General features: G+C 69.6%; 15 protein-coding genes. 4 read left to right on the top strand and 11 right to left on the bottom strand.

The features are described from left to right. Positions 1–510: 510 nt before the first annotated feature. A complete protein-coding gene (locus AB0I71_RS04125; RefSeq protein WP_357581778.1) occupies positions 511–972 on the top strand; it encodes a VOC family protein in 462 nt (153 codons plus the stop codon). Between the two features lie 24 nt (positions 973–996). On the opposite strand, the gene AB0I71_RS04120 is transcribed toward AB0I71_RS04125, so the two are convergent. The 5 genes from AB0I71_RS04120 to AB0I71_RS04100 all read right to left on the bottom strand — a co-directional run bounded on the left by AB0I71_RS04120 (position 997) and on the right by AB0I71_RS04100 (position 6,193). Then, a complete protein-coding gene (locus AB0I71_RS04120; protein ID WP_357581777.1) occupies positions 997–1,797 on the bottom strand; it encodes an inositol monophosphatase family protein in 801 nt (266 codons plus the stop codon). Between the two features lie 89 nt (positions 1,798–1,886). After that, positions 1,887–3,035 carry a serine hydrolase domain-containing protein gene (locus AB0I71_RS04115; protein WP_357581776.1) on the bottom strand — a complete coding sequence of 383 codons (1,149 nt, stop codon included), beginning with the start codon at positions 3,033–3,035 and terminating at the stop codon, positions 1,887–1,889. Between the two features lie 4 nt (positions 3,036–3,039). Then, a complete protein-coding gene (locus AB0I71_RS04110; RefSeq protein ID WP_210936882.1) occupies positions 3,040–3,867 on the bottom strand; it encodes a carbohydrate ABC transporter permease in 828 nt (275 codons plus the stop codon). Then, positions 3,867–4,835 carry a sugar ABC transporter permease gene (locus tag AB0I71_RS04105; RefSeq protein ID WP_357581775.1) on the bottom strand — a complete coding sequence of 323 codons (969 nt, stop codon included), beginning with the start codon at positions 4,833–4,835 and terminating at the stop codon, positions 3,867–3,869. Before AB0I71_RS04105 ends, AB0I71_RS04110 begins: the two co-directional genes overlap by 1 nt. Beyond that, positions 4,832–6,193 carry an extracellular solute-binding protein gene (locus AB0I71_RS04100; RefSeq protein WP_357581774.1) on the bottom strand — a complete coding sequence of 454 codons (1,362 nt, stop codon included), beginning with the start codon at positions 6,191–6,193 and terminating at the stop codon, positions 4,832–4,834. Before AB0I71_RS04100 ends, AB0I71_RS04105 begins: the two co-directional genes overlap by 4 nt. A 404-nt stretch (positions 6,194–6,597) precedes the next feature. On the opposite strand from AB0I71_RS04100, the gene AB0I71_RS04095 reads away from it, so the two are divergent. After that, complete coding sequence (locus AB0I71_RS04095; protein WP_357581773.1) at positions 6,598–7,593, top strand: LacI family DNA-binding transcriptional regulator; 996 nt, start codon at positions 6,598–6,600, stop codon at positions 7,591–7,593. Positions 7,594–7,667: 74 nt separating this feature from the next. Further along, positions 7,668–8,615, top strand: coding sequence for a glycosyl hydrolase family 32 (locus AB0I71_RS04090; protein ID WP_357581772.1), 948 nt, complete (start codon positions 7,668–7,670; stop codon positions 8,613–8,615). Between the two features lie 127 nt (positions 8,616–8,742). On the opposite strand, the gene AB0I71_RS04085 is transcribed toward AB0I71_RS04090, so the two are convergent. The 6 genes from AB0I71_RS04085 to AB0I71_RS04060 all read right to left on the bottom strand — a co-directional run bounded on the left by AB0I71_RS04085 (position 8,743) and on the right by AB0I71_RS04060 (position 14,546). After that, positions 8,743–9,972, bottom strand: coding sequence for a low temperature requirement protein A (locus tag AB0I71_RS04085; RefSeq protein WP_357581771.1), 1,230 nt, complete (start codon positions 9,970–9,972; stop codon positions 8,743–8,745). Positions 9,973–10,124: 152 nt separating this feature from the next. Then, a complete protein-coding gene (locus tag AB0I71_RS04080; RefSeq protein WP_357581770.1) occupies positions 10,125–11,129 on the bottom strand; it encodes a TOBE-like domain-containing protein in 1,005 nt (334 codons plus the stop codon). Then, entirely contained in the window at positions 11,126–11,962 is an 837-nt protein-coding gene (locus AB0I71_RS04075) for a sulfate ABC transporter permease subunit (RefSeq protein WP_357581769.1), read from the bottom strand. Before AB0I71_RS04075 ends, AB0I71_RS04080 begins: the two co-directional genes overlap by 4 nt. Continuing rightward, the gene (cysT, locus tag AB0I71_RS04070) at positions 11,955–12,803 is read right to left on the bottom strand and encodes a sulfate ABC transporter permease subunit CysT (RefSeq protein ID WP_357581768.1); all 849 of its coding nucleotides are present in this window, start codon (positions 12,801–12,803) and stop codon (positions 11,955–11,957) included. Before cysT ends, AB0I71_RS04075 begins: the two co-directional genes overlap by 8 nt. Then, complete coding sequence (locus tag AB0I71_RS04065; RefSeq protein WP_357581767.1) at positions 12,800–13,819, bottom strand: sulfate ABC transporter substrate-binding protein; 1,020 nt, start codon at positions 13,817–13,819, stop codon at positions 12,800–12,802. The genes cysT and AB0I71_RS04065 overlap by 4 nt, the downstream gene beginning before the upstream one ends. Before the next feature lie 280 nt (positions 13,820–14,099). Next, entirely contained in the window at positions 14,100–14,546 is a 447-nt protein-coding gene (locus AB0I71_RS04060) for an Rrf2 family transcriptional regulator (RefSeq protein ID WP_357581766.1), read from the bottom strand. Between the two features lie 258 nt (positions 14,547–14,804). On the opposite strand from AB0I71_RS04060, the gene AB0I71_RS04055 reads away from it, so the two are divergent. Next, positions 14,805–16,001 carry an epoxide hydrolase family protein gene (locus AB0I71_RS04055; RefSeq protein WP_357581765.1) on the top strand — a complete coding sequence of 399 codons (1,197 nt, stop codon included), beginning with the start codon at positions 14,805–14,807 and terminating at the stop codon, positions 15,999–16,001. Positions 16,002–16,017 lie beyond the last annotated feature (16 nt).

Here is a 16,017-nt window from a genome sequence, read left to right as displayed (position 1 = left end):
GGTTCGCCCTGCTCGGTGATCTGCCACCGTCGGTGTCGCTGCCCATTTCGCAGGGGAACGGGACATGGCGATCCCTCCAAAACACGATGGCGGGGCGGTGGACCACGTGGCTTAGACATCAGACGTTAGGGGTTACAGACATGTGACGTCAACGGCCAAGATTCCGTCACGGTGGCACAAGAACACACTCTGATCGCAGCAGACATCAGATGTGTCGCGAGGAAGTGGACCGGGCAGCAGACGCCCGTCGGCGACAGCCCGCGACGCGCGGGGGACATCGGGCCGGCGATGTTGGCGATCACATCGACCCGGCAGCGGCCGTCCTTCCGAGTGCGAAGGCGCGTTGTGCGAACGCTAACATCGATGGCGCTGAGATTGCTAGCTTGTTTCGGCTGGGATCAGGAGGATCCAATCCGTCGACGGCATCGCCGGGAACCGCGGTCGCGCATCAATTTGTCAGCCCTGCCTGCCAGGGTGGTTGTCTGGACGCGAACCGATTGGAGCAACCCGATGAGCCGGCACATCCAGGTCACCTTCGACGCTCACGACCCGACCGCGCTGTCCACGTTCTGGCGGGACGCGCTGGGCTACGTGCATCCCGGCCCGCCCGGAGTCGACCTGCCCGAGGGTGCCGACCCGCTGGCCGCGTGGGACGACTTCCTCGCCCGGATCGGCGTACCGCCGGAGCAGCGCAACACGAGGTCGGCCATCGAGGACCCGGAGGGGCACGGTCCACGGTTGTTCTTCCAGCAGGTGCCGGAGGACAAGGTCGTCAAGAACCGGGTGCACCTCGACGTGCGGGCCGCACCCGGGCTCACCGGAGCGGAGCGGATGGCGGCGTTGCAGGTCGAGTGTGACCGGTTGGTCGCGTTGGGTGCCACGCAGGTACGCCGGGTCGAGCCCGCGCCACCGCTCGAGGCCGGCTTCATCGTGCTGACCGACCCCGAGGGCAACGAGTTCTGCCTCGACTGACGGGAACACCCGACGCTCCCGGCCCTACGCCGGATCCCGTTGCGCCGCGATCAGCGCCAGCAGCTCGGCGTGCGTACCCGCGTCGGCTGCCGCGACGAGCCCGCCCCGGCCGCTGTGCCAGGGCCGGCCGTCGATCCCGGTCACCACGCAGCCGGCCGCCGCGCAGAGTGCGATGCCGGCGGCGAAGTGCACGTTGTCGCGCAGCTGGCCGTCGGTCACGTACGCCGCGCGTCGACCGGCCGCGACCCATGCCAACGCCAACGTGGTCGACACCACCCGGGGCCGGAACCGCGCGGTGAACCCCTCGTCGGCCAGCAGCCGCGCGGCCCGGAACACCCGCTCGTTCGGCCAGGGCGGATCAAGATTGACGTCCACCAGCCCGGACACCGCCGACGGGGTGAGTCGCTGGTCGGCACCGGCACGCCGTACCCGGGCGCCGGTGCCGTCGGTCCAGAAGACCTCCTGCGCGAACGGGTCGACGGCAGCCGCCACCACGACCTGCGCGCCGACCCGCAGGGCCACGTTCACCGAGACCAGCATGGTGTGTACGGCGAAGTTCAGCGTCCCGCAGAGCGGATCGACAAGCCAGACACGCCCGTCCCCGACGGAGCCGCTGCGCCCGCTCTCCTCGGCCAACAGGGCGTCATCGGGCCGGGCCGTCCGCAACACGGCGAGGATGGCTTCCTCCGCCTCGACGTCTGCGGTGGTGGCGAAGTCCCAGCCCGATTTCGCGAAATGGTCCACTGATGTCCCGTGGTGCGAGCGCACGACCTCGGCACCGGCCTGCGCCGCCCGGATCGCCAGCTCAGCGTCTACGCTCGACATCGGCCCACCGTACGTCGATCCCGGTCACGGGTGGGTCCCGTCCGTCGCCGGGGCCTGTCGTGGGCCGGCCAGGGACTGCGACACAGGGCCTATCTCGCCAGGCAGTCCCGGACCGCTGCGGCGAGCAGGTTGGCGCGCTCGTCATCGAAGCCGCCCATCTGGTTGACCACGTAGCCGAAGCCGACCTGGTGGGTGTCGTCGCCGAACGCCAGGTGCCCACCCGCGCCGTCGTGGCCGAAGCTGCGTTCGCCGAGCATCGGGCGCGGCACCGAGTGCACCAGGAAGCCGGTACCCCAGCGGTGTCCCGCGTCGGGAAGCCCGTAGACCTGCTGCCCGCTCACCCGGACCGTGACGGCATCGTCGACGGACGCGGGGCTGAGCAGCCGGGCACCGCCGACCTCCGAGACGCAGGCGGCGTAGAGACGGGCCAGGCTCTCGGCGGTGCTGACCGCGCCCGCGCCCGGGATCTGGGCGGCCTGGATGGCCGGGTCGTTGAAGCTGACCAGACCGTTCTCGTCGGCGGGAAACGCGAAGGCGCCGCCCATGGTGATGCCGCGCTCGGCGACCGGGTCGCCGGCCGGGACGGGTTCGCCGATCGGCGCGAGCATCCAGGCGACGGCGTCCCGTTCGGCGGCCGGCAGCCCGATCCAGGTACGCAGGCCCAGCGGCTCGCCGAGAACGCGGGCGAAGTAGGCACCGGGCATCTCGCCGGTGATCCGCCGGATCACCTCGCCGATCAGCCAGCCATAGGTGATCGCATGGTAGCTGTGCGCGGTACCCGGCTTCCACAGTGGAGTCTGCGCCTCGATCGCCTTGATCACCGGGTCCCAGGCGAGCACCTCCTCGCGGGAGAAGTGCTGGTCCAGCGCCGGCAGGCCGGACTGGTGGGTGAGCAGCCAGCGGACCGGGATCTCCGCCTTGCCGTGCTGGCCGAATTCCGGCCAGTAGCGGGTGACCGGCGCGTCGAGGTCCAGCCGCCCCTCCTGCACCAGCAGGTACGCGCAGATCGCCATGATCCCCTTGGTGCAGGAGAAGACGACGGCTGTGGTGTCCGCCGACCACTGACGTCCCGACCGGGTGTCGGCCAGCCCACCGTGCAGGTCCACGACCTTACGGCCGCGCAGGTAGACGGCGACTGCGGCGCCCACCTCCTGACGGTGGGCGAAGTTGTCCCGGAACACGTCGGCTACCGGGCCGAAGCCCTCGTCGACGTCACCGTGGATCTGGGTGTCAGTCAACCCGCTATCCCTTCACGGAGCCCTGAAGCAGGGCCTTGATGAACTGTCGCTGGAAGATCAGGAACACGATGAGGGTAGGCGTGAGGATGAGCAGTGAGCCAGCGCAGAGCAGCACCAGATCGGTTCCCCACTGCCCCTGGAAGGCACCGAGAGCGCCGGCCATCGTCCGCTTCGTCGCATCGTCGACGAGCACGATGGCGAGCAGGAACTGGTTCCAGGTCCAGAGGAACAACAGGATGGTCAGCGAGGCGATGGCCGGCCGGGCCAGCGGCACGTGGACCCGCCAGAACAGCTGCCAGGTGTTGCTGCCGTCCACCCGTGCCGCCTCGGACAGTTCCCGGGGCACGTTGATGAAGTGGGCGCGCATCCAGAAGACCGCGAACGGCATGTAGAGGCCGATCAACGGCAGGACGATCGCCCAACGGGTGTTGAGCAGGCCGAGGTCCCGCATCTGGTAGTACAGCGGGGTCACCACCGCCTCGAAGGGCAGGGTGAGGCCGAGCAGCAGCAGCCCGAAGGCGAGGTGACCGCCGGGTACCCGCAGGTGGCCCAGGCCGAAGCCGGCCATTGTCGCGATGAGCACGCCGACCGGCACCACACCGGCCACGATCAGCGCGCTCGACTTCAGCAGCGCGCCCATGTTGGCGGCGGTGAAGGCGTCGACGAAGTTCCCCCACTGCGGATCGGTGGGCCAGGCCAGGCCGGTGGGCACGGTGCCGCGTGGTTGCAGGGCCGCCGACAACATGCTCAGGAACGGCAGCAGGGTGACCACGACCAGCGCGATCAGGAAGATGCGTCCGGTCAGCCGCTCGCTGCGGGTGGTCAGGTTCATCACTTCTCTCCCCGGGTCAGTCGCTGGATCGGCAGGACGCACACCAGCACCAGCGCCATCAGCACCACGGCGAGGGCCGAGGCGAGGCCGACCTGACGCTGGGAGAAGGCGAGCCGATAGATCTCCAGGCCGGGCACGGTGGTCTGGATTCCCGGACCGCCGCTTGTGGAGATGTAGACGATGTCGAAGCTGGCCAGCGCCGCGATGATGGTCACCGTCAGGCAGATGCCGATCTCCTGGCGCAGGCTGGGCAGGGTCACCGCGAAGAACTCACGCACCGGGCCGGCGCCGTCGATGCGGGCGGCCTCGTAGAGCGAAGGGTCGATCTTGCTCATCCCGGTGATCAGCAGGATCGTGCAGAGACCGAGCATGACCCAGGTGCCGATCACGCCCACCGCCGGCAGCGCGGTGTCGAACTCGCCGAGCCAGGCCCGGGTGACGCCGTCCAGTCCGACGGCCCGCAGCGCCTGGTTGACCAGGCCGTTTGTGGAGAGCACCCAGCTCCAGGCGATGCCGGCCGCGACGAGCGGGATCACCTGGGGCAGGAACAGCACGGTCCGGACCATGGTGCCGGCCGGGCCGGTGGTGATCCGCCGGACCAGGCTGGCCACCAGCAGGCCGAGCAGGACGGGGATGAAGCTGAAGAAGATGATCAGGATGAAGGCGTTCGAGATGATCTTCAACAGGTCGCGGTCGGTGAAGACCGTGAGGTAGTTGTCCAGCCCCGCCCAGCGGGCCGCACCGATGCCGTTCCAGTGGTACAGCGAGTACTGCACGGTCAGCACGAGCGGACGCAGCACGAAGATGCCGTACATGATCAGTGCGGGCAGGACCCAGACCCACCCGGTCCACCGGACCGTGCGGCCCCACCGCTTCCGGTGGGGCCGCGCGGCTGACCGGGGGTCCCCCCGGCCGGGTCGGGACGTGGTGTCCGACCCGGCCGGGGCGCTGCCGAGGGCAGACGTCATCGGGACAGTTCCTTCTCGTACTCGGCCTGGACCGCCTTCACGTACCCCTCGGGGGTCTGCTGACCGGCGATCAGTTTCTGCATCTCGGGGGTGATGGCCGCGGCGAAGATGCCGCCGGTGGCGTTCGCGGTGAAGTCGACAGCACCGTTGTCCGCGCCGAGCTGCTGGGACGCCTTGAGCGTCTCGGCCAGCACGGTGCCCTCCGACACCGGCGGCAGGGCGAGGTCGGCCGGGCCGCCCGGGTGCGAGCCGCCGATGGTGACCGAGATTTCGCGGGCCTTGTCGTTGGTGTGCACCCAGTTGAGGAAGAAGGCCGCGGCGTCGGCGTTCTTGGCCTTGGCACCGACACCGAACGTGTTCGGCGCGGACATCGCGACCCGCTTGGCGTCGGCGGTCTCACCCGGGAAGAGGAAGAAGCCGACCTCGCCGGCCATGTTCTTGTCCAGGTTCCCCGACTCCCAGTCGCCGTTGAACATGAACAGGCCGTTGCCCTTCTGGAACTCGCCCATCATCGCCGTGTAGTCGATGGCGTTCGCGTCCTTCGGGAAGTAGCCGGCCTCGGCCCACTTCTGGATGGTCTGGGTGGCCTTGAGCGCCGCCGGCGTGTCGAAGGTCGCGCCCGGCTTCTGGAAGATCCAGTCGGCGATCGCGGTCGGGTCGCCGTACTGGTTCTGCAGTGCCTGGTGCGGGAAGTTGATGCCGGCGGTGTTCTTGTTGAACTGCATGATCGGCAGCAGGTTGGCCGCCTTCGCCTTGGCCAGCAGTTCCTCGAACTCGGCGATGGTGGCCGGCGGCTGGGTCATGCCGACCTGCTCGGCCTGCTTCTTGTTGTAGAAGACGCCGGTCACGCTGTAGCCGAGGCCCATGCCGTACAGCGAGCCGCTGCCGCGCACCGCCCCGCCGTCGGACAGACGCAGCTGGATCAGCGACGAGGCGGGGAACTTGTCCCAGCCGTACGCGTCGAAGTACGGGTCCAGGTTCTTCAGCAGCCCGTCCTTGACCAGGTCGACCATGGTGGGCAGCCGGATGATGTCGGGCGCGTTGTCCGAGGCGAGCACCCGGGGCGCGTTCTCCGTGATCACGGTGAACTGGTCCTCGCGGATGTTGAACGTGACGTTCGGGTGCTGCTTCGTGAACTCGTCCGCGAGAGCCTTGGCCAGCGGGAAGCCGGTCTCGGCGTACATTTCCAGGGTGATCGGGTCGCTACCCAGCTCGGTGCTGACCGGGGCGTCGGAGTCCCCCGAGGGGGTCTGCTCCGAACCTGGCGCGCTACAGGCGGTGATAACCATACTGACGCCCAGTAGTGGCACCAGCAGTGCCAACCGGCGTCGGGTGAACCTCGTCGAGAACTCCGGCACCTCATGCTCCTTGACTCATCCGCGCGCCGAGCCGGTTGACGGTCGTCCGTGGCGACCGCCACGAGCCGGACCGTCGGCCACCACGTGTCGCACGTCGCGTGCCGAACCCGGCTCGCGGCCCGCGGTACCCAATATGACGTCGGAAGACGCGAAGGCGTCCACCGCAGAGGTGAAACCACGTCGCTAAACTGATTTAGCAGAGCATGCGCGCGTCGTCGGGGACTGTCAAGGACGAGTTCGCAACGGTCTGGAAACAGATGGTTCACCGGCCTCGTGGCCAGCTGGGACACACCGCCGGTGACCACGGAAGCGACTCGACCCATCATGATGGGACGACGGCGGTGTCGGGACGGCCGCCGTGATCGGAGGACTCAATGGGCCGCGAGAGAGCCACACTTGCCGACGTGGCGCGACGGGCAGGTCTGTCCAAGACCGCCGCGTCGATGGTGCTGAACGGGCGTGAGGGCACCCGACTCTCCGCCGAGGCGCACCAGCGGGTCTTCGCGGCCGCGGAGGAACTCGGCTACCGCCCCAACGTCGCCGCCCGCAGCCTGCGCACCCGCAAGACCGCCACCATCGCGTTCGTCTCCGACATCGTCGCCACCACCCGCTTCGCCGGTGGCCTCATCCGCGGCGCGCTGGACGCCGCCCGCGAGCGTGACCACGTCCTGCTGATCACCGAGACGCAGGGCGACGCGACGTTCGAGCGGTACGCCATCGAGGCGATCCTCGACCGCCAGGTCGACGGCGTGATCTACGCGGCCATGGCGACCCGCCGACTGGCGGTGCCGCCGGCCATCCTCGGCGGCCCGGTGGTGCTGCTCAACGCCACAAGTCCGGAGCCGTTGCCCTGCGTACTCCCCGACGACGAGGGCGCCGGCGCGATGGCCGCCGAGACACTGCTCGCCCAGGGTCACCGGGACCGGATCGCCCTGATCGGTCGCAACCGGCAGAAGGAACGCGACCCGGAGATCTCACTGGCCGCCGACGCCCGGTTGCGTGGCATCCGGGGCACCCTCGCCGCCGCCGGTGTCTCGCTGCTCACCGAGGGCTTCTGCCCGGAGTGGCTGCCGGAGCACGGCTACGCCGCCATGCGTACGCTGCTGGACCGCCCGACCCGTCCCACTGCGGTGATCTGCATGAACGACCGGCTGGCCTTCGGCGCGTACCAGGCGCTCGGCGAGGCCGGCCTGACCATTCCCGACGACCTTTCGGTGATCTCCTTCGACGACGACCCGATCGCCGCGTGGCTACGTCCGGGGCTGTCCACCGCGGCGCTGCCGCACGAACAGATGGGCCGCCGCGCGGTGGAGGTGCTGCTCGACGGCGGTGACGGGGCCGCGTCGTTCGTCCCGATGCCGCTGCGGCGGCGGCGGTCCGTGGCCGCCCCCGCCGACTGAGCCCACCGTCCCGCTGGCCAGGCGGCCCGCACCCGCCGTAGTCGCTAAACCGATTCACTGGTACGTTTCCGGCCATGCTTCGACTGCCCGACCACTGGGTGTGGGACAGCTGGTACGCCCAGGACGACGACGGCCACTGGCACGCGTTCTTCCTGCGCGCCTCCCGAGCCCTGCTCGACCCGCACCGCCGCCACCGGCGCGCCTCGATCGGCCACGCGGTCTCCACCGACCTGCGCTCCTGGCACCTGCGCGCCGACGCCCTGGTGCCCGCCGACGCGCCCGCCTGGGACGACCTGGCGACCTGGACCGGCTGCACGGTACGCGGACCGGACCAGCGGTGGTACCTCTTCTACACCGGGGTCGGCCGAGCCGAGGACGGCCTGGTCCAGCGCATCGGCCTGGCCGTCTCCGACGACCTGGTCACCTGGCACCGCCACAGCGACGCGCCGCTGCTGGAAGCCGACCCGACCTGGTACGAGCTGCTCGACCGCGAGATGTGGTACGAGCAGGCCTGGCGCGACCCGTGGGTCTTCCCGGACCCCGACGGCGACGGCTGGCACATGCTGATCACCGCCCGGGCCAACCAGGGGCCGGGCGAAGCGCGTGGCGTCGTCGGCCACGCGACCTCCCCCGACCTGGTGAACTGGACGGTCCGGCCGCCGCTGTCCACGCCGGCCGGGTTCGGTCACCTGGAGGTGCCGCAGGTCGCCGTCGTCGACGGACAGCCACTGCTGCTGTTCTGCACCAACGCCTTCGCCCCCGGGCAGGAATCCGGGTCGCGGCTCTGGGTCGCCACCGGGCCCACGGTGCGCGGCCCGTGGGACATCGCCGCCGCTCAGCCGGTCGCGCAACCGCACCTGTACGCGCCCCGCCTGGTCCCCGACGGTGACGGCTGGTCCCTCATCGGTTTCGTCGAGCACGCCGACGGCGAGTTCGTCGGCGAACTCAGCGATCCCGTCCCGGTCCGCTACGACCCCGCCGTCGGCCTGGTCCCCCGGGTCGCGACCACCGTCGGCGAGTGAGGTGCCGGGAACGCCTGTTCCGTCCAGCCGGCCCGGTGCCCACTGACCGTCGGTGAATCAGGTGCCGAGAACGCCTGCTCGGTCCGGCCGGCCCGGTGCCCGGTGCCCTGGTCGTGCCGCTGAGCTGTCATCGGTCGGCTGGCGACGCCGGCTGACGCCCGCCGGATGCCATCCCGGGCAGCAGGACCAGCCCGACCAGGTAGGTGGCGAGCAGGCCGATCGAGAGCAGGGCCGGCAGCGCCCGGCCGACCGGCAGCAGGAGCAGCGGTACGACGGCGATGACCAGGTGGCTCGTCCGGGTGCCCCGGCCGGACAGGTACCGCACCAGCAGGGTGCCCAGCAGGTAGAGCGCGGTGCCGCCGTAGAGCGCCACCACCCCGGGCCACTCCAGCGGCTCCCCACCTGGCCGGTCGGCGGCAGAGATCAACGAGAGCACGTCCTCGAAGCTGAGCGCCGTGTAGAGCACCCCGGCGATCAGCGGCAGGTGTCCAAGGGAATAGGCGTCCGCGCCGATCCGGTCCCGCCGTTCACCGCCGGCCCGTAACAGCGCCTGCTCGGCGAGCGGACTGACCCGGTCGAAGTGGATCGACCACAGGCACGCGATCAGGATGAAACCGATCACCGCGCCGGCGAGCACCGGAAGCTTGGTGACCATGGTGCCGACGCCCACACCGGCGGCGAGAAACGACTCCCCCAGCGCGATGATCAGCACCAGCCCGTGCCGTTCGGCGAAGTACTCGGGGCTGTGCACCGGCCACCCGCCCAGGCGGTTCTGCACGACGCCACGCTGCCCGCCGATCTCGACCAGGAAGGCCAGTGCCCAGAGCCAGGTCTGCGCCCAGCCGCCGAGCACGGCGCCGACCAGCAGCGGAAACCAGGCCAGCACACTTGCCACGGCGAAACGCCGGATCCGCAGCCGCAGCACCGGCTCGCCCACCCAGTAGTAGAGCGCCAGGTGGACGGCGCGCAGCAGCACGTACGAAAGGGCCAGCAGCAGCGGTCCGTCCAGACCTGGCGCGGAGTCCCAGGCGTCCGGCATGACCAGGGCGGCGACGAAGAACCCGGCCATCGCGGCAAGCACCGGCACGCGTACCGGTGGCCGGTCGACGCGGGTCTGGTTGCCCAGCCAGAGATATCCCGACCAGGCGAACCAGAGCAGCATCAGCAACAGCAGCCCACGGCCCATCGCCACCGGATCCGGCGGCTTCCCCATGAAGGCGACGATCCGGGTGAGCGTGAAGACGAAGACCAGGTCGAAGAAGATCTCGAACGGCGTGACCGTGCGCACCCCACGACCCGGCGCCGGCCGACCCACCCGCCATCGACGGCGCACCTGCCGCAGACCCTTCCCCTCCACCGACCCGCCGCAACCTGCGGCTCCAGCAAGGATGCTAAGCACCAACCACCCCACCCACCCCCCGCCCTCCGGGATGATCAAGAAGTTCGCGTCGGATCTGCGCCCGGAGGCGACGCAAACTTCTTGATCAGCGGGGGTGTGCGGGCGGAAACCTAGTGGGCGGGGGTCAGGGTGGGGGTTGGGGGCAGGGTGGGGGTGGGGGGCAGGGTGGGGGTGGGGGTGTTGGGGGCGATGCGGAGTCGTACGTCGGTGCCGGTCTCGATGCCCTGGGCGAGGAACTCGTTGCGGGTGAGGGTCACCGTGACCGGCTGTCCGTCGGTGGTGGTGACCTCGACCCGGATCTCGAAGCCGATCCGGGTGACCCGGGTGACCCGGCCGGGCACACCGTCGGCCAGGTCCACCGCGAGCTGAAGGTCGTGGGGGCGTACGAGCTGGTCGCCGAGCTGGGTGACCGGGCCGAGGAACCGCATGACGAATTCGTTCGCCGGGCGGTCGTAGAGGTCGTCCGGTGACCCGATCTGCTCCACCCTGCCTTCGTTGATCACCACGATCTCGTCGGCGACCTCAAGGGCCTCCTCCTGGTCGTGTGTGACGAAGACGGTGGTCACGTGCACCTCGTCGTGCAACCGGCGCAGCCAGTCCCGCAGTTCCTTGCGGACCTTCGCGTCGAGGGCGCCGAACGGCTCGTCGAGCAGCAACACCGTCGGCTCCACGGCCAGGGCGCGGGCGAGCGCCATCCGTTGCCGCTGCCCGCCGGAGAGCTGCGTGGGCAGCCGGTCGCCGAACTGGCCCAGATGCACCAGGGCGAGCAGTTCATCGACCCGCCGTCGGATCTCCTCCCTGGGCCGCTTGCGGATCTCCAGGCCGAAGGCCACGTTGCGGCGTACCGACAGGTGTTTGAAGGCCGCGTAGTGCTGGAACACGAAACCGACGTTGCGCTTCTGCGGGGGCAGCCTGGTGGCGTCCACGCCGTCGATCTCGACCCGTCCGGTGTCGGCGCGTTCCAGTCCCGCGATGATCCGCAGCAGGGTGGACTTGCCACCACCGGAGGGACCGAGCAGCGCCGTGAGCCGACCGGCCGGGATGCTCACCGACACGTCGTCCAGGGCGACGAAGTCCGCGAACCGCTTGCCGACGTGGGAGATCTCGATGCTCAACGCTCTTCCTTCGGCCTGAGAACGGATACGACGATGATGCAGGCCACCGCGACGAGGGCGAGGAGGAAGGCGGTGGCGTACGCCCCGCCCTTGTCGAAGTTGAGGTACTTCTCCTCCACCACGAGGGTGGCCGTACGGGTGTCACCGAGCACGTTGCCGGAGACCACCTTGACCGCGCCGAACTCGCCGAGCGAGCGGGCGAGGCTGAGCACGACCCCGTAGATCACGCCCCACTTGATCGACGGAAGTGTGATCCGCCGGAACGTCTGCCAGGCGTTGGCGCCGAGGCTGCGGGCGGCCTGTTCCTGCTCGTCGCCCACTTCCTGGAGTACCGGCACCACCTCCCGGATGACCAGCGGCAGCGCGACGAACACGGTGGCCATCACCATGCCCGGCACCGCGAAGATGATCTGGATACCGGCCGCTTCCAGGGTCGGACCGAACCAGCCGTCACGACCGCCGTAGACCAGGATCAGCGCGAGCCCGACGACGATCGGTGAGACCGACAGCGGCATGTCGAGCAGGGCGTTGAGGGCCCGCTTAGCGGGGAAGTCGTAGCGGACCAGCAGGATGGAGATGCCGACACCGAACACCGTGTTGATGACCACGGCGACCACCGCGATCACCACGGTTAGTTGCAGCGCGTGGGTCACGTCGGGGTCGGTGAGAATGTCCTGGAAGCTGGTGAGCCCGTCGGCGAAGGCGTTCCGTCCCACCAGATACAACGGCCAGGCCACCAGGAAGAACAGGTACGCCACCACGACGGCGCGCAGGACGTGGCGGCCGGGGCGGCGGCCGACCGGGGTAGGGGCGGCGATCGAACTGTCAGCCACGGCGCATCACCCTCCGCTGAATGACGTCGAGGAGCACGATGACGGCGAGCGAGACGGCCAGCAGCACCACCGCGACCGCTGCCGCGCTGTCCGGGTTGTCGTTCTCGATGCTGCTGAGGATGCGCACCGAGGCGACCTCGGTACGCATCGGCAGGTTGCCGGAGAGCAGGACCAGTGAGCCGTACTCACCGACCGCGCGGGCGAAGGAGAGCGCAGCGCCGGCCGCGATGGCCGGGGTGAGGCTGGGCAGGATGATCCGCCGGAACGTGACGAGCCGACTCGCGCCCAGCGACGCCGCCGCTTCCTCGGCCTCCGGATCAAGCTCGGCCAGCACCGGCTGCACGGTCCGCACGATGAACGGCAGCGTGACGAAGAGGAAGGCGAGGAACACCGCGATCCTGGTGTTGGCGATGTTGACGCCGAGCGGGCTGTCCGGCCCGTACAACGACAGCAGCACCAGACCGGCGACGATCGTCGGCAGTGCGAACGGCACGTCGATGAGGACTTCGAGCGCCCGCTTGCCGGCGAAGTGGTCCCGCACCAGCACCCAGGCGATCAGGGTGCCCATGACGACGTTGACGAGCGTGACGAGCAGCGCGGTACCCACTGTCAGCCGGAGCGTGGCGGCGGTCTGTTCGTTGGTGACCGTCCCCCAGAACCCGCCCCACCCGCCCTCGGAGGCGGTCACCACCACGGCGGCGAGCGGAATCAGCACCAGCAGGCTGAACCACACCATGGCGACGCCGAGGCCCAGGCCGGAGACCCGGGTCAGCGGCAGACCGGCCCGGGCCGGCCGGCGGTCGCCCGCCGGCCGGTCCGGAACCAGGGTCGTCGAGGTCACTTCGCCTTCCCGGAGGCCGCGATGACCTTGGTGACGATGCCGTCGCTCTCGTCGAAGAACTTCTCCGACAACGCCGACCAGCTCTCGAAGTCCTTGTCGACGGTGAGCAGCTGCCGCGGCGCGGGGAACGGGTTACTCGGGTCGACCGCCCCCTCGACGCCGCTGGTGTCGACGCCGTCGATGATCGGGCGGAAGCCGGTGAGCGCGAACTGCCGTTGGCCCTGCGGGCCCAGCACGAAGTCGAGCCACTCCTTCGCCTTCGGGTCCGCGTCCTTCAGGATCGCGCCCGGATTCTGGATCAGGATGGTGGTGGCGGGTAGCACCCAGTCCAGTTCCTCGCCGTTCTGCCGGGCCAGGATCGTCTCGTTCTCGTAGGCCAGCAGGACGTCGCCGGTGCCACCCAGGAAGGTGGTCGTGGCGTCCCGGCCGCTGTTGGGCAGCGACACCACGTTGGCGAAGAGCTTGGTGAGGTACTCCTCGGCCTGGGCGTCCGTGCCGCCGTTGGCAGCGATGTGGCCCCAGGCCGCGAGGGCGTTCCAGCGGGCGGCACCCGACGAGGCGGGGTTCGGCGTGACGATGCCGATCCCCGGCTTGATCAGGTCGTCCCAGCCCTGGATGTTCTTCGGGTTGCCCTTGCGTACTGCGAGGACCACGACCGAAGACGAGACGATGCCCTTGTTCGGCCCGTCGTCCCAGCTCTCCTCGACTAGGCCGGCTTCGACCAGCCGGGTCACGTCGCTGCTGACGGAGAAGTGGACGTAGTCGGCCTTCAGCCCGGAGACGACGGCCCGGCTCTGGTCTCCGGAGGCGCCGTACGAGGTGCGGAACCGCACCCCCTTGCCCGCCTCGGTCTTGTTCCATTCCGCGGCGATGGCCTTGTTCGCCGCCTCGGGTACCGCGAAACCGACGATGCTCAGCGTGGTGGAACTGCCGGCGGCGTCCCCGCCACCGCAACCCGCCAGGGCCAGGCCGACGACTACGGCCAGGGCGCTTACTGCTCTGATCCGGTGCCTCATCTGCGAACCCGTCCTCCTTCAGTGCGCCCGCACTATATAAATCCGACTGGTTAAATAGGTAATTCGCCCAGCATGAAGCCGCCACGAGGACGGCAACACGAGTACGGATCACGCATCGGGCCTCGATGCCCGGCATGCCCCGCAGGAACGAACGCCGTCGCACTCGACATCGAGCCGCGCGACGTGCGGCGGTCGCCACACACCGACCGCGCACCGAATATCCCACTAACTCGACAGGTTTTCAAGCCTTGACGACGACACCTGGTCGCCGACCCCACCGTCACGCCGCGTCGGGTCCACAGTCGGCCACGCTTCGCCTGACCAGACGGTCTCGCCCGAGCAGGTCGGCCAGGCTGGTGCCGTCGACCACCCCCTCGATGGCCCGGTGCACCGACAGCCACACCTCGCCCAGGCCGGTGGCCACGCCGTGGTAGGTCGCCACCTCGGCCGGGGCCCCTCGTACCGTCGTCAACGCTCCGGCGGTGGCTCGCAGCACGTCCCCCACCGCTATCTCGGCCGGCGCCCGGGTCAGCGCGTACCCGCCGTCGGTGCCGCGCAGGCTGTGCAACAGTCCGGCGCGCCGGAGGTCGAGCAGGATGCCCTGCAGGAAGGGGTACGGGATGTCCTGGCTGGCCGCCAGCACCGCCGCCTTCACCACCTCCGGGTGATGCTGCGCCACCGCCAGCATGGCCCGCACGGCGTAGTCCGACCGCGCCGAGATGTGCACGACCACACCCCCGTCCCCGCTATTTCCGACAAAACATGTAGGGATAGTGGACAGGGTTCGGGCGGCCACCGTCAAGACTCGGTCGACGACGCGGCATGACAGCCGGACCGGTAACGGAGCACGGCTCCTGGTCCGGCCCACTCGGCCGCACCGCGAATTCGTGTTTCCGGTCCTCGGCCACCGAGCCGATGTGAAGATGAGCGCGTACGAGCCCGGCCGGGAGCCGGTACCGGCCGAGCCGACCCGACAGGTGGGAGCATGTCCGACGACAACGGGATCCGTCCCTTCCAACTGAACACCCCGGAAGAGGCGATCGAGGACCTGCGTCGCCGGATCACGGCTACGCGTTGGCCCAGCAGCGAACTGGTCACCGACCGCTCCCAGGGCGTGCAGCTGGCGACAGTCCAGGAGGTCGCCCGCTTCTGGACGACCGAGCACGACTGGCGCGCCTGCGAGGCGAAACTGAACGCCCTGCCGCAGTACACGACCGAGATCGACGGCGTCGAGATCCACTTCATCCACGTGCGATCCGCCCACGAGGACGCGCTACCGCTGATCATGACGCACGGCTGGCCCGGCTCGGTCATCGAACTGCTCGGGGTGATCGGCCCGCTCACCGACCCGACGGCGCACGGCGGACAGGCCGAGGACGCCTTCCACCTGGTGCTTCCGTCGCTGCCCGGTTACGGCTTCTCCGGCGAGCCGACCGAGCTCGGTTGGGACTCCGCCCGGATGGCCCGGGCGTGGGCACAGCTGATGAATCGTCTCGGCTACTCACGCTATGTCGCCCAAGGTGGCGACGTGGGCGCCTCCGTCACGGACGCGATGGGCCGCCAGGCACCCGACGGGCTTCTCGGCATCCATGTCAACCTGCTCGCCGCGGCGATCGGTCTCAAGGACCAACTGCCGGCGAACTCCGCACAGGAACGCGCGGCGCACGACGCGTTGACGACTTTCACCACCGACGGTTTCGGCTACTTCCTGGAACAGTCCACCCGACCGCAGACCATCGGCTACGCACTGCTCGATTCGCCCGTCGGGCTGGCGGCCTGGATGCTCGACCACGACACGGACAGCTACTACAAGATGTCCCGCGCGTTCGTCGACGGCGAGCCGGTGGGCGGGCTCAGCCGGGAAACCATCGTCGACAACATCACGCTGTACTGGCTCACCGGCACCGGCACCTCGGCCGCCCGGTGGTACTGGGAGTTCGGACGATTCCAGGCGGCAGCCGACGCGGCCGGCCAGCCGCCGCCACCGGTCTCGGTTCCGGTCGGATTCACGGCGTTCCCCGGCGAGATCTGGGCAGCGCCCCGCAGCTGGGTCGAGGCGGTCTATCCCGGCGTCGCGTACTTCAACGAGGTGGACCGTGGCGGCCACTTCGCGGCCTGGGAGGAGCCGGAGATCTTCTCAGCCGAGGTACGCGCCGCGTTCCGGCCGCTGCGGAGAGCCTGACCCGTCGGCGGTCGGC

Origin of the sequence: Micromonospora sp. NPDC049891, from assembly GCF_040660295.1 — a bacterium.
GTDB lineage: Bacteria > Actinomycetota > Actinomycetes > Mycobacteriales > Micromonosporaceae > Micromonospora.
Note: the sequence above shows the minus strand (reverse complement) of the source record. Positions and strands in the feature narration are given on the sequence as shown.